General features: G+C 69.5%; 19 protein-coding genes and 1 pseudogene. 12 read left to right on the forward strand and 8 right to left on the reverse strand.

What is annotated here, in order from left to right; all coding sequences use genetic code 11:
• Window position 1: 1 nt before the first annotated feature.
• The 3 genes from JOD54_RS21760 to JOD54_RS21770 all read right to left on the reverse strand — a co-directional run bounded on the left by JOD54_RS21760 (window position 2) and on the right by JOD54_RS21770 (window position 3185).
• Entirely contained in the window at window positions 2-976 is a 975-nt protein-coding gene (locus tag JOD54_RS21760) for a hypothetical protein (RefSeq protein ID WP_204452579.1), read from the reverse strand.
• Window positions 977-1084: 108 nt separating this feature from the next.
• Window positions 1085-2707, reverse strand: coding sequence for a methyl-accepting chemotaxis protein (locus tag JOD54_RS21765; protein ID WP_204452580.1), 1623 nt, complete (start codon window positions 2705-2707; stop codon window positions 1085-1087).
• 283 nt (window positions 2708-2990) lie between these two features.
• Window positions 2991-3185 carry a DUF4253 domain-containing protein gene (locus JOD54_RS21770; RefSeq protein ID WP_204452581.1) on the reverse strand — a complete coding sequence of 65 codons (195 nt, stop codon included), beginning with the start codon at window positions 3183-3185 and terminating at the stop codon, window positions 2991-2993.
• A gap of 204 nt (window positions 3186-3389) precedes the next feature.
• Between JOD54_RS21770 and JOD54_RS21775 the strand changes: the two genes are divergently transcribed.
• Complete coding sequence (locus JOD54_RS21775) at window positions 3390-4232, forward strand: tachylectin-related carbohydrate-binding protein (protein WP_204452582.1); 843 nt, start codon at window positions 3390-3392, stop codon at window positions 4230-4232.
• A gap of 51 nt (window positions 4233-4283) precedes the next feature.
• Here JOD54_RS21775 and JOD54_RS21780 read toward each other — a convergent pair whose 3' ends face one another.
• Entirely contained in the window at window positions 4284-4925 is a 642-nt protein-coding gene (locus JOD54_RS21780; RefSeq protein WP_204452583.1) for a lytic polysaccharide monooxygenase auxiliary activity family 9 protein, read from the reverse strand.
• A 176-nt stretch (window positions 4926-5101) separates the two neighbouring features.
• Here JOD54_RS21780 and JOD54_RS21785 point away from each other — a divergent pair, with 176 nt between their 5' ends.
• A complete protein-coding gene (locus JOD54_RS21785) occupies window positions 5102-6145 on the forward strand; it encodes a M4 family metallopeptidase (RefSeq protein WP_204452585.1) in 1044 nt (347 codons plus the stop codon).
• Window positions 6146-6153: 8 nt separating this feature from the next.
• On the opposite strand, the gene JOD54_RS21790 is transcribed toward JOD54_RS21785, so the two are convergent.
• The gene (locus JOD54_RS21790; protein WP_204452587.1) at window positions 6154-6501 is read right to left on the reverse strand and encodes a hypothetical protein; all 348 of its coding nucleotides are present in this window, start codon (window positions 6499-6501) and stop codon (window positions 6154-6156) included.
• Window positions 6502-6514: 13 nt separating this feature from the next.
• On the opposite strand from JOD54_RS21790, the gene JOD54_RS21795 reads away from it, so the two are divergent.
• The 8 genes from JOD54_RS21795 (at window position 6515) to pqqB (ending at window position 15042) form a co-directional block, all read left to right on the forward strand.
• Window positions 6515-6829, forward strand: a complete 315-nt coding sequence (locus JOD54_RS21795; RefSeq protein ID WP_204452590.1) for a hypothetical protein — start codon at window positions 6515-6517, stop codon at window positions 6827-6829.
• 258 nt (window positions 6830-7087) lie between these two features.
• Complete coding sequence (locus JOD54_RS21800; protein WP_204452592.1) at window positions 7088-7483, forward strand: ATP-binding protein; 396 nt, start codon at window positions 7088-7090, stop codon at window positions 7481-7483.
• A gap of 277 nt (window positions 7484-7760) precedes the next feature.
• Window positions 7761-11930: a CLIPPER-2 domain-containing protein gene (locus JOD54_RS21805; protein WP_204452594.1), complete on the forward strand. Its 4170-nt coding sequence runs from the start codon at window positions 7761-7763 to the stop codon at window positions 11928-11930.
• Between the two features lie 142 nt (window positions 11931-12072).
• Window positions 12073-12165: a pyrroloquinoline quinone precursor peptide PqqA gene (pqqA, locus tag JOD54_RS21810; protein WP_204452597.1), complete on the forward strand. Its 93-nt coding sequence runs from the start codon at window positions 12073-12075 to the stop codon at window positions 12163-12165.
• Between the two features lie 3 nt (window positions 12166-12168).
• Window positions 12169-12870, forward strand: a complete 702-nt coding sequence (gene pqqC, locus JOD54_RS21815) for a pyrroloquinoline-quinone synthase PqqC (RefSeq protein WP_204452599.1) — start codon at window positions 12169-12171, stop codon at window positions 12868-12870.
• On the forward strand, window positions 12867-13136 hold the full coding sequence (gene pqqD / locus JOD54_RS21820; RefSeq protein ID WP_204452602.1) for a pyrroloquinoline quinone biosynthesis peptide chaperone PqqD: 270 nt from the start codon (window positions 12867-12869) through the stop codon (window positions 13134-13136). Before pqqC ends, pqqD begins: the two co-directional genes overlap by 4 nt.
• On the forward strand, window positions 13133-14185 hold the full coding sequence (gene pqqE, locus JOD54_RS21825; protein ID WP_204452604.1) for a pyrroloquinoline quinone biosynthesis protein PqqE: 1053 nt from the start codon (window positions 13133-13135) through the stop codon (window positions 14183-14185). Before pqqD ends, pqqE begins: the two co-directional genes overlap by 4 nt.
• Window positions 14182-15042: a pyrroloquinoline quinone biosynthesis protein PqqB gene (pqqB, locus tag JOD54_RS21830; RefSeq protein WP_204452607.1), complete on the forward strand. Its 861-nt coding sequence runs from the start codon at window positions 14182-14184 to the stop codon at window positions 15040-15042. Before pqqE ends, pqqB begins: the two co-directional genes overlap by 4 nt.
• 104 nt (window positions 15043-15146) lie before the next feature.
• On the opposite strand, the gene JOD54_RS21835 is transcribed toward pqqB, so the two are convergent.
• Together JOD54_RS21835 and JOD54_RS36055 are read right to left on the reverse strand one after the other, a co-directional pair.
• On the reverse strand, window positions 15147-15668 hold the full coding sequence (locus JOD54_RS21835) for a UTRA domain-containing protein (RefSeq protein WP_307860204.1): 522 nt from the start codon (window positions 15666-15668) through the stop codon (window positions 15147-15149).
• 6 nt (window positions 15669-15674) lie between these two features.
• Window positions 15675-15860, reverse strand: a pseudogene (locus tag JOD54_RS36055) (GntR family transcriptional regulator); the annotation flags it as partial.
• Window positions 15861-16262: 402 nt separating this feature from the next.
• On the opposite strand from JOD54_RS36055, the gene JOD54_RS21840 reads away from it, so the two are divergent.
• Entirely contained in the window at window positions 16263-16574 is a 312-nt protein-coding gene (locus JOD54_RS21840; RefSeq protein ID WP_204452612.1) for a hypothetical protein, read from the forward strand.
• A 204-nt stretch (window positions 16575-16778) separates the two neighbouring features.
• Window positions 16779-17558, forward strand: coding sequence for an AfsR/SARP family transcriptional regulator (locus tag JOD54_RS21845; protein WP_204452614.1), 780 nt, complete (start codon window positions 16779-16781; stop codon window positions 17556-17558).
• On the opposite strand, the gene selA is transcribed toward JOD54_RS21845, so the two are convergent.
• Window positions 17545-18819: an L-seryl-tRNA(Sec) selenium transferase gene (selA, locus tag JOD54_RS21850; protein ID WP_204452616.1), complete on the reverse strand. Its 1275-nt coding sequence runs from the start codon at window positions 18817-18819 to the stop codon at window positions 17545-17547. The two genes, JOD54_RS21845 and selA, sit on opposite strands and share 14 nt — an antisense overlap.
• Between the last annotated feature and the right edge of the window lie 12 nt (window positions 18820-18831).

Genomic DNA, 18831 nt, shown 5'->3' on the forward strand with positions numbered 1-18831 from the left:
TTCACGACCTCCTAAGAGGCGCGGGCTGCCACAACGGTCCTGCGATCGAGGGGGGTGCGGTTGCCCTGGGCCTCATGGAGAACCATGTCGCTCGCCATTGCTCAACCGGGAGCGCCAAGGACTCGCACACTGCTCGCGCCGCCTCCTCCGGGCCACGCCCGAGCCATGGGGTGTCGACGAACACCTGGTAGTCGTCGACTATGAACGCGACTCGGAAGTGCTCGGGGTCCTGGTTCATCGTGCCTGCCCAGGCGAACCTGAGGCCGTGGGTGCGCAGCCGATCGTGGTCGATGCTGGTTTGGACGAGGCGGCTTGTGGTGCGCAGGGGTGTTTCCCACGAGTGGTCGGCGCCCATCCTCGCCAGTTCGGCGTCGTACTCCGCTGCGGCGAAGGTGAGGTTTGCGTCGATGGGGGAGTCCGCGGGCCAGTCCCAGTGCACCCGGTCGCCGTCGCGGGTGACTGTGACTGTGATGGTTTCGCTGTCGTACTCGCAGCACTCGACCAGGATCGCGATCGGCACGACCCGCGGTTCGGGGCCGCCCGACAGGAGGATGTCGGGGATGAGCAGCTCGTCTGGGTCCACACCGTGGTGTCCCCAGACTCGGGTCATGTCCGTTCCGTTGACCTCGACCACCACCTGGAACCGGTTCGCCCCCACCCCAGGCACGACGCGCAACCGGAGCGTGTTCACCGCGTCCCGCCGCGCGAATCCGCCACCGGCGGCCGCGGCGCATCCCAGCGGCATGGTCCCGACCTCGGGGATCCGCAGCTCGGCCAGCGCCGCGGTCACCACGTCGCCGACGTCGTAGCGGGAGTCGTGGGCTGAAGCGCCTGCCAGGTCCCGCAGCGCGGGTGAGTCCAGTCCGGCGACCAGTGCCAGGCACGCCGCGTCGATGACACCGGCCAGGCCCTGCTCGGGAACCGCGTGCCAGCGCCGCACCGCGCCGTAGAGCCGTTGTTCGGCTGAGTCGCCCATGCCGCGATCCTCCACATTGGTCGGCACGTCCGCACCCGGATAAACGGCCGACGGCGGACCGGGGGGCCGGTCCGCCGTCGGCGGTGGGGGAGGGGAGGGGTTGGTGGGTCAGTACTGGAAGCGGGCCACCAGCTCGCGCAGGTGGGCGGCGAGCTGCTCCAGGTCCACCGCCGCCTGCTTGCTGCCGTCGATCTCCTGGGCGGCGGTCTGCGTTGCCGTGGCGACGTGGCCGATGCTGCCTGCGATCTGGGAGCTGCCGGAGGCGGCCTCGGCGATGGAGCGGGTCATCTCGCTGGTGGTGGCGGTCTGCTCCTCCACAGCCGAGGCGATGACCAGCTGGTAGTCGTTGATCTTGGCGATGATCTCGGAGATCTCGCCGATCGTGCCGACGGCCTGGGCGGTGTCGGACTGGATGGCTTCGACCTTGCGGGCGATGTCCTCGGTCGCCTTGGCGGTCTCCTGCGCCAGCTCCTTGACCTCGCTGGCCACGACCGCGAAGCCGCGACCGGCGTCACCGGCGCGCGCCGCCTCGATGGTGGCGTTGAGGGCGAGCAGGTTGGTCTGCTCGGCGATCGAGGTGATGACCTTGACCACGTTGCCGATCTGCGCCGAGGAGTCGCCCAGCTTGGCGACCACGTCGGTGGTGGAGGCGGCGACCTCGACGGCGTGCGAGGCCACGTTGGCGCCCTCGTTGGCGCTGTGCGCGATCTCCTTGATCGACGAGCCGAGCTCCTCGGCGCCGGTGGCCACGGTCTGCAGGTTCAGCGACACGTTGTCCGCCGCCGAGGCGACCTGGGTGGCCTGGGTGTTGGCGCCGCTGGTGCTCTCCAGCAGCCGGTCGCTGACCTGCACCAGGCGGGTCGAGTCCGACTGCAGGGTCTGCGCGGTGGTGGCCAGCGCGGCCACCGCGGCGCCGAAGTTCTCCCTGGCCTGGTTGAACGCGGTGCCCAGCTGGCCGACCTCGTCGCTGCCTTCGACCACGGCGGGCTTGCTCAGGTCGCCGTCGGCCATGTGCTTGGCGACCACGGTGATCTGGCGCAGCGGTCGCACGATGCGACCCGCGACCAGCAGGGCGAGCAGGATCGCGGCGGCGAGGCCGACGATCATGGACACCAGCACGATGGTCCACGCGGTGTTGTAGGCGTCGCTGCCCTCGGCCGCGGCGCGCTCGGCGCTGGTGCGCTCGATGACGGCGAGCTCGTCGATGCCCTTGTCGATGTTGCCGACCAGGGTGGTGAACTCGTTCATGTCGGTGATCGGCGTGTAGCCGGCGGGAACCGGGTCGCCGTAGGAGATGTCGCGCTCGATGCGGAACTTCTTCTGGTCGGCGAGCAGCTGCGCGGCGCGGACCCGGCCGGACTCCTCGGTGGTGTGCGACAGGTAGGCCTCGACCGAGGTGTCGATCTTCGAGTCGGCGGCGTGCTGGCCGTCGCGGGCCCGCTTCTGGCCCTCCGGGCTGTTGTCGACGTACCACATCACGGCCCAGTGGTTGATGTCGCCCTGGGCGCCGCGGATGTCACCGAGGTCGCTCAGCGCCGCCGCGTTCCCGGTGGCCACCCGGTTGAGCTGGGCGTCCAGATTGGACATCTGGATCATCGCCAGCACGCCGATCAGCACGGCGACCGCGACGACCGCGCTCAGCGCGGCCAGGATCTTGGTCCGGATACCCCAGTTCGCGACGAGCCCGGCAAGGCCCCGCGGTTTCTTGATCTCGGTTGCGTTCGCAGCCATCGCCCTACCCTCACGCTCTTCGTCAGCCCTCTGGCTTCACCTGCCCCGGAGTCGTCGGCACCGGGGCCATAGACCTGAGCCATTCACCCGTCCGATGGCCCCCCGACCGGTGTGACCTGAGAGCGCTTCGGGTGCGGCCCAGGTGCCGTCGTGGGCGCCGTGGGCCATGACGAACGCCCTTTCCTGGCCGCTCGCGGTACTGCGGGAAAGTTCGAGGGCGGGTACCGCGAAGGCGCGCGGATTCGCTGCCGATAGTGAGTTGTCGGGCGTCACCGGTAGTGGCTCAGTCCCACCAGAAAGCCCACGAGTGGTCGCCGACGAGGTGTTCGGCGTATGCGGAGAGCGTGTGCGGGGCCTCGGATTGCCACACGTTGTCCGGCGCGAGCGCGAAGTGCTCGACGGCGACGGCGAGGGCGTCGGGGAAGGTGCGCGGTGGTGCGGCGACCGCCAGCGCCAAGGCGTCGAACCCGATGTCCATGGCCGGTACTCCTCGGCCTCGTCGTTCAGCACGTCCAACAGCGGTGGTCACAGCCCGGACCCGGCGTGTTCGGCGGGCGACCAGTCGCACTGGTGGCAACGGCACCGACAACTCCTGGAAGTTCCCGGAAATCGAGGGCAACCGGATGTGGATCTCCGGCGTGGACCTGGTGTCACCATCCGTTCGACACCTGGGGGACTACTCATGCGCTCGACCAAACGCTGGAGCGGGCTGCTGGCAGGCCTGGCTGTGGCGGCCTCCGCGCTCACCGTCGTGACCGCGAGTCCTGCGGCGGCGGACCTTCCCGAAGCGCGCTGCGGGATCGGGGCGGCCATCCAAGGGGTGGAGTCAGATGGCCGTCTCTTCGAGTTCACGCACTTCGGCGCTGCCACGGGTACTCGCGAGTGGTCCCAGAAGGAGTACATCGGCACCGGCTGGCAGGGTGCGTTGCTCTACAACGGGTACGGGACCTACCACCTGATCCCCGAGGGCACCGGCGAACTGCGCCGCTATGAGCGGCACAGGGGCCGTTGGAGCATCGTCGACGGCCGCCCTTACGAGGTCGTCGGCACCGGGTTCGGCCGCTACACCGTGGACGGCGCGACCTTTACCCGCGATGCCTCGGGCAAGTTCTACGGGATCGACGACATTGGGGAGCTCCGGGTCTGGATCCGCACCGAGACCGGCTGGGAAGACGGCCTGGGTGAGGTCATCGGAACCGGTTGGGACGGCTTCGAACGCGTCATGGCGGGTGCCGACGGTGAGCTGTTCGCGTTCGAGCACAACGGCAGCGCTCTTCGCTACGAGTACAGCCACGCCACCGGCGAGTGGACCGTTCAGGCCGACCACATCGACGAGGGCTGGGGTGATTTCACCAACGTCATCTACGCGGGCGCGGGTGTGTTCTACGCGGTCGACCGGGCGGGCACCCTCTACTGGTACCGCTACGACAACGGCCAGTGGGCCAACAACGGCATCGGCCGCCAGGTCGGCGAGGGCTGGAAGAACCTGACCCTGGCCGTCGGTCCCGACGTCTGCCTTAGCTAGTCTACAAAGGACTGACGGTGGTCCGCCACGCGGCGGACCACCGTCGACCGGTCAGGTGAACAGGACGTCCGAGCAGGAGTAGAAGGCTTCGCCGCTGTCGGGGTAGTGGCGTTGCCAGATGGAGTAGACGAGGTGGCGGCCGGTGCGGCCGCCGGGGATTGTGGCCTTGAGCTGGTAGGAGCCCCCGGCTCGGGGCGGGTTGAGCTGCTTGTAGAACGGGGTGGGCTCGAGGTCCGACCACTTCAGGGGTTTGGTGGGGTCGTAGCCCTGCTTGGTCACGTAGAGCTCGAAGGTGCCCGGGTGCGGGGCGGTGGCCTTGTAGGTGAAGGTGTACGCGCCCGTGGGCAACGCCGTGGCGGGCCAGTCGGCTCGGGGCAGGTCGAGGCCCTTGTACTTGTCGCGGCCCGCGCTGCAGAGCTTGCCGTCGGGGATGATCTGGCGGCTGTTGCCGTTGGCGTTGGGCTGGTTCACCTCGTCCCAGTCGTAGATCGGCCAGCTCTGCCCGACCTGGACGGCGGCTTTGCACGCGGCCGAGCGGGGGTTCTCCGGGCCTTCGGTGAAGCACTGGTAGATCCGGCTCACCGGGTTGCCCATCGACCCGTGCGCGTAGGCCGGGGTCGCGGCCAGCACGGTCGAGGCCAGTAGCGCGCCGGTGAGTGCGGTCACCGTGGTGGCGGCGCGGGGGATCCTCATCTGCGATCTCCTTCGGCGGTCGAGAAAAGGTCTAGACCATTATGCGACCAACCGAACCACGAAGTCCACTGTTGGGAATTCGCCAACATGGACATATCGGACGCGCGCGGGTACTGGTTATCTGTTCAGGGCCGCACTCCCTTGCAGTGGTCCAGGCCACTGCCGATCCTGTGCACATGTCGATCCCGTGGGGGAGAACCCTGACCAAGCAGACCACCCTCGTGCTGGCAGCGGCGTTATGGGCCGTGATGCCCGCTTCGGCCAGCGCGACCGGCTCCGGAACCGGGGCGTGGAACCACAACCCGGTTCCACTGGACACGACCTCGTCCAGCGGCACCTACCTGATGCGCGACCCGCGCTGGCCAGGCCTCGACTGCGTCGACGCCGTCACCGGCCAGGTGTTCAGCGGCCAAGACGACCAGTGGGGCGACGGGAACCCGCTCAACCGGGAAACCGGCTGCGTCGACGCCCTCTACGCCGCGCAGACCTTCCAGCGGATGTCGGTGACCTGGTTGGGCCGCAGCGGCGCCGCGGGCAACGGCCGCCCCGGGCTCAGCCTGCGCGTCGGCGACCCGAGGCCGGGCATCGGCACCGCGTCCGGCCGCGTCGTGGTCGGGACCAACAACGCGGGGCAGTGGGTCGGCTCGCTCGACCTGGTCGGCCGCGAATACGGCAAGCACGTTGACGAGACCACCCCGGGCGGCCGCTCCAGCAACGGCACGGCCGAGTTCATCGCCGACGCTTACGGTGCCGCCAACGAGTGGTTCAGCGGGCAGACCGCGGGCGACGTCCCCGACTTCCTGGTGGGGGAGCGCCCGAACCTGGCCGTGCGCAACATGTCCAACCCGGCAGCGACAGGTGGGCTCAACTGCTACAGCTCCACCATCCCCACCACCGAACCCTATGCGGCCGCCGGTGTCGGCGACCACTGGTTCGCCCTGCTCGCCGCGGGGTCGAACCCGACCACCGGCCTACCGGCCAGCCCGACCTGCGACGGGAAGCGGGTGACCGGGATCGGCACCGAGAAGGCCATCAAGATCCTCTATAACGGCATGCTGCGCAAGGTCACCAACATGACCTACCTGAAGTACCGCATCGCCACACTCCAAGCGGCTATCGCCCTCACCCCGGGCAACTGCACGGACTACAAAGCGGTGAAAGCCGCGTGGAACGCCGTCAGCGTTCCCGCGCAGCCCGGCGAACCCGCTTGTAGTGCGTGACTGAACGCTCAGCCGTCGTGGTGGCACTCACCATCGGCGGGCTTGTCGATGAGCTGGACCTCCACGCTGTCCAGGCGTCTGCTTCCCGGCGGCAACGGGAAGTGGACGCCTGGCGGCGCCGCGAGGTAGCTCTGCCAGCCTTCCTCGGTGAACTGGTAGATGACCAGCTCGGCGCGGGTGTGGGCGCCACGGCACTGGACGCCCACGTCGCCGTCCCGCACCCACAAACCGGCCACATCGATCCGCCCCGCGGGGAACAGGGATTCCGGCGAAGGGGCTCCCGTGTCCTCGGTCAGGACGCGCAGGACGACCCCCACCCCACCCGTGTCCGGCAGTTCGGACAGTTCGATGCGCATCGGGAAGCGCTGCGTGAGGTCGTTCCTGTTGCAGGGTTGGCGGAAGACGGCCGTGATCTCCGTCGGCGTCGGCCTGGAGCACACCTGGTTCACCACTCTGGTCGGTGCCGTGAACGCGGTGCTGGAGGTAGTGGTCGCGGTCGGGGTGGTCGAGGTGCTCGGCGATGTCGGCGTTGCCGTCGCCGACGTTCGCCGGGCCGCGGTCGCTGACAGTGCGCGTTCCTCCCGCCGTACCACCGGGAGCCCGACCATGGTGGTCCTATCCGGACTACCGGTCGTCGAGGTCGTGGAAATGGTGGGCGGGATCTCCGGGTACTCGATCCGTTGAGCTTCCGGCTCACCGGGCGCGAGGGCCACTGCGGACACGACGAGCACCGCGACAACCACCCCGCCCACGACCACGGGGGCACGACGACGCCTGCCCGCTCGGCCCACGACCACCCGTCCCCCCTGTTCGTCCCGATGATCGAATCGGGCGGGCGGAGCATAGCGAACCCGGTCACCCCGTCACCCGATCGGCGCAGACCCGATGTGATTGGTTGAACCATTGGGTGTGACCGGGTGCGACGGCGGGCAGTCCTCTGCCATGACGACCCACCAGGACCTGGCCGTGTTCAGCGCGACCGTGCCCGCGCGGGCCGAGCACCTCGCCCCGCTGCGGCGGCGGGTGCGCCGCTGGCTGACCCACCGCCGCGTCCCCGCCCCCGTGCGCCAGGACGTCGTGCTGGCCGCCCACGAGGCCCTCAGCGACGCCATCGACCAGCCGGGGGCGGGCGAGCGCACCACGGTGACCCTGCACTGCGACCGCGACGGCGTGGTGCTCACCGCCATCGACCACTTCACCTGGACCGCGCGCGCCCACCACGGCGACGACCCCGGCGAGCGCAGGCTGCGCGCCATCGCCAGGGTCGCCGAGCGGGTGGACCTCGACGTCGACGCCGACCGCGGCACCCTGACCGCCTACTTCACCCTGCCGCGCTGAACCGCCACCCCGACGGCCCAGCGCGGGAAGATCCAATCGCGCTGATCATGGAACCGTTACAGCGCCCTTCTCCCTCGATCCGGTGCAAGAAGACATCATCCGGTGCGCCCGTCCGGCCCGATTCGGAATAGATCGGTAACGGCCGTCAGTACCTTAATCACCTGTGGTGACTCTTCCGGGTGGACAGTCGTTGCCGGCGTTGTGCTGTGATCCAGCGGCCCTAGTCTTTGAATCCACCCAGGGAACGTCCTGGCTGGACTATGTGGCGAGGTGCGGGATGCGGAATCGGAAGTCGCCCCCAGAGGACCCCGGCAGGAGGCTCCTGCCAACCCTGATCCGCAGACCCGGTGCCAGAGCCGCCGTCGCGCTGCTGGTCGTCGCGACGCTGGTGTCCACCGGTGGCCCGGTGCTCGCCGACCCGGACCCGGTCGACGCACCCCAGGTGGAGGTGGTCAGCCCGACCGGGGACATCGCCGTGGAAGGGGAACCGGCCACCGCGGTCGACCCGTCCGAAGTGTCCGATCCCGCCCAGGGGCCCGAGTCCCCGGCACCCTCCACTGAGGATTCCCAGTCCGAGGCGCCTACCCCGGTCGAGGACGCACAACCGGGTGACAGCGCCCCGAGCGAGCAACCGCCCAAGGAGCCCTCGGTCGACCAGGCGCCCGCCGTCGAGAACGCCCCGAGCGTCCAGGAAGCCGACCCCCGCGCGACCGTCGACCTCGCGGTGAGCGTTTACGCCCCCGAAGCCGCGAATCCCGGTGCCGCCATTTCCTGGCTCGTGACCGTGACGAACAACGGCCCGGGCTCGGCGGCGTCTTTCACCTTCACCGACAACGTGCCGATTTCCGTCACGGGCGTCAGCAGCCCGACCGCCGGATGCGCGGTGGCGGGGAACCTGGTTTCCTGCGCGGGCGGCGCACTCGCGGCCGGTGCCTCCACCTCCATCCGGATCAACGGCACCACGCCCGCGACCTTCACCTTCCCCCTGGTCAACCAGGCCTCGGTCGTGACCGGCCCCGCTGACAGCGACGCCAACACCGCCAACAACGACGCCGTCACGGTCACCACGACCGCGACCCCGGCCCCGTCGGTCGCGCTGTCGGCCTCGGCGAACCTCAACGACACCAACGGAAACGGTGTCGGTGACGTCGGCGAGAACATCACCTACACCCTCGAGGCGCACAACCAGGGCAACGTGACCCTGTTCGGCCTCACCGTGCAGCACAACGGCGCGGGCACCGTCACCTGCGGCACGACGACCCTGTCGCTGGGCGCGAGCACCTCCTGCTCGGCCCCCGCGCACGTCGTCACCGCCGCCGACGTCACCGCGGGCCAGGTCGTCACGACCAGCACCGCGAACGCGACCGCCCCGGACGGCGAGCTCGTCGCCTCCGCGCCCACGGTCACCAACATCCCGACCTTCGCCGCGGCGCCCGCCATCGAGCTGGTCCGCACCGCGAACCTCATCGACACCAACAGCGACACCGTCGGCGAGGTCGGCGAGGAGATCGACTACCGCTTCCTGGTGTCGAACTCCGGCAACGTCGCCCTCACCGGCATCGTGGTCTCCGGCGCCGACCTGGCCACCAACCCGTGCGCCGGTGTCGTCGTCACGTTGCAGCCCAACCAAACCGTCGAATGCGTCCGCTCACCGCGCTACGTCATCACCGCGCAGGACGCGGTCAACGGCTCGGTCGTGCAGACCGCCACCGCCTCCGGTGTCTCGCCGGGCGGCGCCACCGTGACCTCGGCGCCGTCGACCACCACGACGCCGACGTTCGTGCCCGCCCCCGCGGTGAGCATCTCGCAGACCTTCGCCCTCGGCGACGAGAACGGCGACGGCCGCGTCGAAGCGGGGGAGACCATCCGCTTCACCTCCACGATCACCAACAACGGCAACACCTCGCTGAGCAACGTCGACGTCGTCATCGTCGTCGGCGCGCCGAGCCTGTCCGGCTGCCCGGCCAACCTGAGCGTCCAGCCCGGCGGCACCGCGGTGTGCACCCAATCCATCCCGTACGTCGTCACACCACAGGACGCCGCCGCGGGCTCGGTCACACGCACCGTGCGCGCCAGGGGCACCTCCGCCGGAGGCGTCGTCACGCTGTCGGAGCCGGTCACCTCCGCCATCCCGGTCTTCGTGCCCCTCCCGTCCATCGGCCTGACCCACACCGGGACGCTCGTCGACACCAACGGCAACGGCATCGGCGACCTCGGCGAGGTCATCGACTTCACCGTCACCATCACCAACACCGGCAACGTGACGCTGACCAACGTCATCGTCGAGGGCGAGCTCAGCGGCAGGCCGGAAACCATCTGCCCGCAGCCGGTCCTGGCCCCCGAGGCCAGCGCCACCTGCGCCCGGCTGCCCTACACGATCCGCCAGCACGACGTGGACGTCGGCGCCGTGCTCGGCATCGGCACCGCCGTCGGCACCGCCCCCAGCGGCGTCCAGGTCCGCTCCGCGCCGGTCACCGCCAACATCCCGGTGTTCGACCCGGACCCGGTCCTGGCCCTGGTCAAGGACGACGTCCTGGCCGACACCAACGGCAACGGCCTGGCCGACGAGGGCGAGCAGATCAGCTACACCTTCGCGGTCACCAACGTCGGCAACGTCGTGGTCACCGGCCTCACCATCCAGGACCCGCTGCTGGTCGGCACCACCTGCCCGAAGACCACGCTGATCCAGCAGGAGAGCACGGTCTGCACGTCCAACGCCCCGCACGTGACCACCGCGGCGGACGTCGCCGCCGCGCAGGTCGTCAACGTGGCGACGGCCCGAGGACTGGCACCGGACGCCTCCGTGGTCGTGTCGCTGGAGTCGCGTACCAACACGCCGACCTTCGTCGCCGTCCCCGGTCTCGCCCTGGACAAGATCGCCACCCTCGGCGACACCAACGGCAACGGCCTGGCCGACCTCGGCGAGAACATCCAGTGGTCGTTCCTGGTCGTCAACAACGGCACCGTGCCGCTGTTCCGGCTGCACATCGTCGACCCGGTCGCGGGCGTCGTCACCTGCCCGGTCACCGACCTGGCGGTGCTGGCGGTCACCACCTGCACGGCCACCGCCCCGCACCAGGTGACCGAGTCCGACATCCTGCTCGGCGAGGTCGCCAACACCGCGATCGCGGTCGCCGACCTCGGTGACGCCGTGCAGACCGAGGTCGTCTCGCCCCCGGACTCCACCGTCACGCCGACCGCGCCCCCGGCGCCCCGGCTGACCCTGTCCAAGCGGGCCGACCTGCAGGACAGCAACGAGAACGACCTGGCCGACAAGGGCGAGTTCATCCTCTACTCGTTCGTGCTCACCAACACGGGCAACCTGACGCTGACCAACATCGGCGTCGACGACCCGAAGGCCGGGGCGGTCACCTGCCCGGTGTCGACCCTGGCACCCGGGGCGACCACCACCTGCACCGCCGCGCCCTACCTGGTGACCGGTGACGACATCGCGGCCGGGATCGTCCGCAACGTCGCCGTCGGCTTCGGCACCCCGCCGGTCGGGCCGCCGCTGCGCACCCCGCCCGCCATCGCCGAGGTCCCGATCGCGTACCCGGGCCTGACCCTGGACAAGATCGCCACCCTCAACGACACCGATGACGACGGGCTCGCCAGCCTCGGCGAGACGATCACCTACACCTTCGTGCTGGTCAACATCGGCAACGTGCCGATGACCGACATCAAGGTCGACGACCCCAAGGCGGGCGTGGTGACCTGCCCGGTCACCACCCTGGCCCCAGGCGAGACGACCACGTGCTCGTCGCAGCCCTACGAGGTGACCGCCGAGGACGTGGCGGCGGGCATCGTGCACAACGAGGCCACCGCCTCCGGGCAGCCGCCGGGCACCGACCCGCCCTACGTCACCCCGCCGGTGACCAGGGACGTGCCGACCACCGAGATCGTCAGCGGTGAGGACCCCAACGAGGCGGGCGACTCGCCTGCGATCACCCTGGTCAAGTCGGCGGCGCTGCGCGACACCGACGGCGACGACCTGGCCGACGAGGGCGAGTTGATCGACTACTCGTTCCTGGTCACCAACACCGGTGACGTGGCGCTGGAGAACATCCGCGTGGACGACCCGAAGATCACCGGGGTCGTCTGCCCGGACACCACGCTGGCCCCGGGCGCCTCGCTCACCTGCGCCAAGCTCGGGTACGTGGTGACCGCGGCCGACATCGCGGCGGGCACGGTGCACAACGTGGCCACCGCCTCCGGCGACGTCTCGGGCGGCGACTCCGTCACCTCCCAGCCGTCGGCGGTCGACGTCCCGGTCGACGACTCGATCGCGGCCAACGGGGACGCCGAGGAGGCCGCACCCGAGGCCCAGGGCGGCCTGGCCGCGACCGGTGCGACCGGCGCGATCACGCTGTTCGGCTGGTCACTGGTGCTGCTCGTGGCCGGTGTGCTGGTTCTGCTCAGCGGTCGGCCCCGGCGCAAGCGGGCCTGATCCCGAGTAGGTAGCTGACGGGCTGTGGCCGTGGGACTCGATCCCGCGGCCACAGCCCGTTTCGCGGTCCAGCGGCGCTCCAGGTCGGCTCGAAGTCCGGTGGCCATGCTGGGGGAGTAGGTGCCGAGAGACAGGAGCGCACATGGGTGACAACCGCGAGCAGTGGGTGGCACCGGAGTTCGACGACTACGACACCCCCATGGAGGTCACGGCCTACGTCGCGCGGCAGGACTAGGCGTTGACCGATCCCTTGCCGCGGGAGGACTTCCTCGCTGCCCTGCGAGCCCTCTCCAGCCGCTACTGGGGAACGCACCCCTTCCACGAGCGCATGCACGCCGGGCACCTCACCCGCGACGAGTTGGGCACGTGGGCGGCGAACCGCTGGTACTACCAGAGCGTTCTACCGCGCAAGGACGCCGCGATCGTCAGCAACTGCCCCGTTCCCGAGGTCCGCAGGCTATGGCTGGAGCGGATCGTCTACCACGATGGCGCGGTCGAAGGCGAAGGCGGCCGAGAGGACTGGCTGCGGCTGTGTGAGGCCCTTGGCCTTACTCGCGAAGAGGTGCTCGACGAGCGGCACGTCGTACCCGGCGTGCGGTTCGCGGTCGACGCCTATGTGTGGTTCGCGCAGACGCAGCCCTGGGTCATGGCGGTCGCCGCGGGGCTCACGGAGATGTTCTCCGGGCACCTGATGCGCCGCCGGGTAACCGACGTCTTAGCGCACTACCCCTGGATCGAACCCGCGGCTCTCACCTACTTCACCACCCGGGTCGACGCCGTGTCCTCCGAGGGTAAGCAAGCGGTCGACCTGGTGCTCGCGCACTGCGAGACGCGGGCGGACCAAGACTCCGCCGTGGCCGCGCTGGCGTTCAAGTGCGATGTGCTCTGGTCCATGCTCAGTGCCATCGACCACGCCTGCCACGGAGCAGGGAAGCGGTGAGCGGGTGGGCGCCGCGGCTGCGGCGGGGAGCACGGCTGGGGTTCGACCCGGTACGGCGGGCCCCGGTCGTGCTCCACCCCGAAGACGTGCTGCTGCTCAACCCCACCGCCGCTGCCGTGATCGCCGCCTGCGACGGGGTGGCCACCGTGCCCGACATCCTGGCCCGGCTCGACGAGCGCTACACCGGCGTGCGCCCGGACGACGTGCTGACCCTGCTGCGCGGGCTGGTCACGCGCGGCGTGCTGCACCCCGAGGAGACCCGATGACCGCCCCACTGGGGATGCTGGCCGAGCTCACACACCGGTGCCCACTGCATTGCCCGTACTGCTCGAACCCGCTGGAGATGGTCCACCGCGACCGCGAACTGACCACCGGCCAATGGCGATCGATCCTCTCCCAAGCCCGCGAGCTCGGCGTACTCCAGGTGCATCTCTCCGGCGGCGAGCCTCTTGCCCGAAGAGACCTGTCCGAGCTCGTGAGCCACGCCTCAAGTCTGGGCTGCTACGTCAACCTCGTGACGAGCGGCCTAGGCCTGACCGAAGCGCGTATGGCCGACCTCGCCGCCCGCGGGATCGAGCACGTGCAGCTGTCCATCCAAGCCGCTGACCCGCAGCGCGCTGACATCATCGCCGGTACTCGCGCCGCCAAGCACAAGAAGGCCGCGGCCGCCGCTGTGCGCTCGGCAGGGCTACCGCTGACCGTCAACGCCGTCCTGCACCGGCGCAACCACGACCAGGTGGCGGCGATCATCGACTTGGCCGAAGAGTGGGGCGCGGACCGCCTTGAGCTCGCGAACACGCAGTTCTACGGGTGGGCACTGCGCAACCGGGCCGCACTCATGCCCACCCGCGCCCAACTCGATGCCGCCGAGCCGGTCGTACGGGCCGCTCGGCAGCGGCTCGCGGGGCGCATGGAGGTGATCTACGTGCTCGCCGACTACCAGGACCGCCTGCCGAAGCCATGCATGCACGGCTGGGGCGCCCGCCAGTTCACCGTCGCGCCCGATGGCACGGTGCTGCCGTGCCCGTCAGCGCACGTGATCTCCAGCCTGACCTTCGAGAACGCCACGCGGCGACCTCTCGCGGCCATTTGGTACGACTCGCCGTCGTTCAACGCCTATAGGGGCGAGGACTGGATGCGCGACCCGTGCCGCACCTGTGTTCGTCGCGAGGTCGACTTCGGCGGATGCCGCTGCCAGGCGTTCTTGCTGACCGGCGCGGCGGAGAACACTGACCCCGTGTGCTCGCTGTCGCCCCACCACGACGTCGTAGTAGGCGCGGTAGTTGAAGACCTTCCGTTCGTGATGCGCCGGTGAAGGTCATCGTCCTGGGCACCGCCGCGGGCGGCGGCCTACCCCAGTGGAACTGCGCCTGCGCCCAATGCTCCCGTGCCCGCTCAGGCGACCCCGCCGTGTCACCCCGCCGCCAGGACTGCCTCGCCATCAGCGCGACCGGCGAGAACTGGTTCCTGCTCAACGCATCCCCGGACCTGCGCGAACAGATCGCCGCCACCCCCGAACTCGCCCCAGGCCCAGGGCGACGCGAAACCCCCATCCGCGGCGCCCTGCTCACCGACGCCGAACTCGACCACACCCTCGGCCTCACCCTCCTCCGCGAAGGCCAACTGACCGTCTGGGCACCCCCACCAGTCCTGTCACACGCCGCAGTCCGGGGTCTCCTCGCCCACTACCACCACTGGACCTGGCACCCCGCCGAAACCACCTTCACCCTCGACGGCCTCACCTGCACCGTGTTCCCCCTGTCCGGCAAACGCCCCCGCTACGCCCAAACCGCCACCCCCGCCCCCAACTGGGTCGTGGCCTACCGCATCACCGACCCCACCACCGGCGGCACCCTCGTCTACGCCCCCTGCCTGGCCCACTGGCCCACCCCCTTCACCGAGTTCCTCGCTGGCGCCACCCACGCCCTCCTAGACGGCACCTTCCACTCACCCGACGAGATGGCCACCACCACCGCCCAAACCGACCAACGAGCCATGGGCCACCTCCCCATCGTGGAGTCGCTCCCGCTCCTGCCACCTGGGCCCACGCGCTGGTACTACACGCACCTGAACAACACCAACCCCGCCGTCGCCCACGACTCCTTGGCCCGAACCCAAATAGAGGCGTGTGGTGCTTCTGTTGCCGAGGACGGCACCCGCTTCGACCTGTGACCCCACGTGGCTGGCGTGTCCACACGCGGTATCGCCGCCTGTGTCCGCCGGTGATTCCGCACCATCGCTGTGGGCACGTGGAGAAAGTCCTCACCCGATGGCGCTCAGGCCAGTGGAGTGGACCATTTGAGAACGGTCGCACCGGGGCAGACCTTCACCGCGACCTCCACGATCCGCCCGTCTGCGAGCCAGACAGTCCGAGTCACCTGGGTGACGACGGTCGAACTCGAACCGGTCAAGCCAAGCGCAAGCTTCTCGCCGTCGGTGGCCAAGCGCGAGGTCACTTCCTCCAGTACCCGTTCCTGCGCCGACCCCAGCCGCTCTGCCGCTAGTTCGCGGGAGCCGCCGGTAGAAGTGGGGACCTTCAGTTCCGGCGTGGCCTCGACCACCTCGGCGGGGTAGTAGGAGCTGGTCAGATGCACTGGCGCGGCGTCACGGCTGACTACCCGCCTCCGGACAAAGACAGGACTGCCCGGCTCGACTTCTAGGCGGGCGGCAACGGCCTCATCCGCACTGACGGTGCCGAGTTCGACTATCTCGGAGGACTCGTTGTTGGACAGCGCTCGCCCGGTCGTCGCCCAGTTTCGGACCCTGGCGCTGGTCGCTGTGCTCGGGTCGGCGACCACGGTTCCACCACCGGTGGTGGCGCTGGTCAGCCCCTCTGCTTTGAGCGCCTTGTACGCCCGGCTCGCCGTCTGCTGGGCAACTCCGAACTCGGCCGTAACCTCCCGCAGGGTCGGTAGCCGCTGCCCCGGGGCCAGCTCACCCGACAGGATCTGACTGCGGAAATGAGCTGCGATGTCCGTATATCCCACCATGTCGTCTTCTCACGTCCCGTGTCTTGTTGTCGACGCCCCTCAGGGTAGACCAAGAACAACTTGCATCACTAGGGCATGTAGTCCAAACTGACTTTGGGTCACCTAAGGGTAGCTTACGGTGGAGCGTGAACTACGGATGCGTAGCTCACGCTCGCACTTCAGTGGAGTGGAGCCGAGATGAGCAGGGCGACGGGGTTGTCGGCGGGACCAGGCCAGCGTGTGTACGTGGTGCCGGAGGGGTTTCGGTTCTCGGATGAGGGCGACCGTCCTGCCCATCTTGAAGACGATGTACGGAGGGCAATCAGCATGACCGCAACAATGGAACCCGTCACTGTTCCGTGGGAGCAGATTGACCAGGCGGCCGCGTCGATTCGCGCGCACTCGCACAAGTATCCGAGTCTGGTGGTGGGCAGCTTGGGCGTCCACGCTGCTGGGGAGGGCCCGGGGCGGGTCGAGGTGTTCGTCCCGGCGCCGGATCAGCCGCAGGCGTGTGCGGAGCTGTTGGGGTGGTTGGACACGCTCGACCACGCGACGCTGGTGTTGTGCTACAGCGAGGACGACCCGCAGGCGCGGGCGTACGCGCATCTGTCGGACGGCACGGCGATCACGGTGATCGCTCCGTTGGACCCGATGCGGCTGCACGGAGTGGGTTCGGACCGGACCGGTGAGTGGGTGTTGCACTGGCTCCGCTGGCAAGCCGCAGAGACCGCGTGAAGTGGGGACGGGGAGCCTACGCGAAGGGGCGGTGCGAAGTCAGGGGCGGAAGAGGGTTGCTGTGGCGCCGGGGAGGCGATTGACTTCGGGGCTTGGGAAGGTTTCACCGGCCATTCCCCGGCTGCGGTAGAGAGCAACACCCGGTGTCCTGCTGCGCGCGTCCCTCCCAGGTCGTGTCCCGACGCCGATTCAGGGGTAGTGAGAATGCAGGTCAACGTGCTCGGACCGCTCCTCGTCACCTGCGACACCGCGAGCGCTGCGCCCAGTGCCACCAAACCGAAGCAGGTGTTGGCGTTGCTGGCGTTGCGGGCGAACACCGTCGTGTCGACCGGGAGGTTGATCGAGGAGCTGTGGGGCGGGCGGCCGCCTGCCAGCGCGGTTGTCACCGTGCAGACCTACGTTTTGCGTCTACGTCGGTTGCTTACACCCCTCTCGGACACTCCCATCCGCTCGATACTCACGACAGCGTCCGGCGGATATTCGTTGCGGCTGGAACATCTCGACCACGAGCGGTTCCGTCAACGTGCCGCGCTCGGGTCCGACGCGTTGGCCGAAGGTGACGCGGCCCGTGCCGCTTCCCTGTTGCACGGCGCACTAGCTCTGTGGCGCGGGCCAGCGCTGGCGGATGTCCGAGTTGGACGGTTGCTGGAGGGGCACGTCGCGACCCTGGAGCAAGAGCGGCTGAGCGTGGTTGAGCAGCGCATCGACGCGGATCTGCGGCTGGGGCGGCACCTGGGGATACTCGGCGAGCTGTCCAGCCTCACGAGAGACCTGCCGCTGCACGAGAACCTGCATGGCCAGTACATGCTCGCGCTCTACCGGGCCGGACGGCGCTACCAGGCGTTGGAAGTGTTCCACCGCCTCCGGCAAGCGTTGGTGGAGGAACTGGGCTTGTCGCCCACCGGGTGGGTTGAGCAGGTGCACCAGGCGATCTTGGCCTCAGACGAGGTGGGGCCGCCGGTGTTGGAGATCAACCGACGCTGAGTACGGCTTCCAGCAACAGGTCGTCGTCGGCCTCGGCGATGGTGCGCAGGTCGAGCAGGCAACGCCCGTGGTCGATCCTTCCGACTACGGGCGTTGACCCAATGCGGAGCAGGTGTGCGTAGGACTCCGGCAGGCTCACTGCGGCACTGGGAAGTTCTACACCTGGAGCGCCACCACCGCCGACCACCGCGGCGGAGTCCACCACAACAGCGTCAACACCTTGTCCGCGCAGCGAGTGCGCCAACCGCTCGGCTCGTCGCGTCAAACCGGACAGTTCGGCCTCCAACGCCGCCACCACCGGCGGGCGAGGGCCGCGCAATGTTGCGCCCAACGCGGCCAACGTGAGCTTGTCGACCCGAACCGCGCGCGCCGCTGGGTGTCTGCGCAACCGGTCGACCAGCGCGGCATCGCCGAGCAACAACCCGGCTTGCGGGCCACCGAGCAGCTTGTCCGCGCTCGCCGTCACGAGGTTCGCACCGGACCGCAACGCGCTCGCCGCGTCCGGCTCGTCCGGCAGCACCGGGTGCGGACCGAGCAGGCCCGACCCGATGTCCACCACCAACGGCGCCCCCAACCCCGCCAACTCGGCGACCGACGGCGCGCTGGTGAACCCCGTGACCTGGAAGTTCGACGGGTGGACCTTGAGCACGAAACCGGTGTCCCCGGTGATCGCCTCGGCGTAGTCGCGCACCGTGGTGCGATTCGTCGTGCCCACCCCGTGCAGCCGAGCCCCGGTGGCGCGCAGCAGGTCCGGGATGCGGAACCCGTCCCCGATCTCCACCAACTCGCCCCGGCTGACCACGATGTCGCGGCTGCCCGCCAACACGATCGCGCACAGCAGCAGCGCGGCCGCGTTGTTGTTCACCACGTGCACGTCCTGCGCATCGGGCACCGCCGCCCGCAACGAGTCAAGGGTGTCGAGCCCGCGCCGACGCCGAGCGCCTGTCGCCAGGTCGAACTCGACGTCCGTCGTGCCTGCGGCGGCCTGCACCGCGACTCGCGCGGCTGCCGACAGCGGGGCGCGGCCGAGGTTCGTGTGCACGATGACCCCGGTCGCGTTGAGGATCGGCCGCGGCCCCACCCGCAGGGCAGCCCGAGCGCGGTCGACGACGTCCTCCGGGGCGATGACCCCGTCCCGAACCTGTTGCTGCGCGGTGTGAACAGCCACCTTGACCGTGTCGCGGCCGAGTTCGGCGACCTCGGCACCCAACTCGGCGAGGACGGCGTCGGTGCGCGGCACTCGCCTGCGCGGGTCGGTCACGGCTCGACCCGG

Source organism: Actinokineospora baliensis (assembly GCF_016907695.1).
Taxonomy (GTDB): domain Bacteria; phylum Actinomycetota; class Actinomycetes; order Mycobacteriales; family Pseudonocardiaceae; genus Actinokineospora; species Actinokineospora baliensis.

Excerpts from the sequence above, each read along its gene's own strand:
- pqqA (WP_204452597.1), top strand. The coding sequence starts at position 12,073 with ATGGGTGACAACCGCGAGCAGTGGGTGGCACCGGAGTTCGACGACTAC.
- pqqE (WP_204452604.1), top strand. The coding sequence starts at position 13,133 with ATGACCGCCCCACTGGGGATGCTGGCCGAGCTCACACACCGGTGCCCA.
- JOD54_RS21785 (WP_204452585.1), top strand. The coding sequence starts at position 5,102 with ATGTCGATCCCGTGGGGGAGAACCCTGACCAAGCAGACCACCCTCGTG.
- JOD54_RS21775 (WP_204452582.1), top strand. The coding sequence starts at position 3,390 with ATGCGCTCGACCAAACGCTGGAGCGGGCTGCTGGCAGGCCTGGCTGTG.
- JOD54_RS21790 (WP_204452587.1), bottom strand. The coding sequence starts at position 6,501 with ATGCGCATCGAACTGTCCGAACTGCCGGACACGGGTGGGGTGGGGGTC.
- JOD54_RS21805 (WP_204452594.1), top strand. The coding sequence starts at position 7,761 with ATGCGGAATCGGAAGTCGCCCCCAGAGGACCCCGGCAGGAGGCTCCTG.
- JOD54_RS21765 (WP_204452580.1), bottom strand. The coding sequence starts at position 2,707 with ATGGCTGCGAACGCAACCGAGATCAAGAAACCGCGGGGCCTTGCCGGG.
- JOD54_RS21845 (WP_204452614.1), top strand. The coding sequence starts at position 16,779 with ATGCAGGTCAACGTGCTCGGACCGCTCCTCGTCACCTGCGACACCGCG.
- JOD54_RS21780 (WP_204452583.1), bottom strand. The coding sequence starts at position 4,925 with ATGAGGATCCCCCGCGCCGCCACCACGGTGACCGCACTCACCGGCGCG.
- JOD54_RS21800 (WP_204452592.1), top strand. The coding sequence starts at position 7,088 with ATGACGACCCACCAGGACCTGGCCGTGTTCAGCGCGACCGTGCCCGCG.
- JOD54_RS21770 (WP_204452581.1), bottom strand. The coding sequence starts at position 3,185 with ATGGACATCGGGTTCGACGCCTTGGCGCTGGCGGTCGCCGCACCACCG.
- JOD54_RS21760 (WP_204452579.1), bottom strand. The coding sequence starts at position 976 with ATGGGCGACTCAGCCGAACAACGGCTCTACGGCGCGGTGCGGCGCTGG.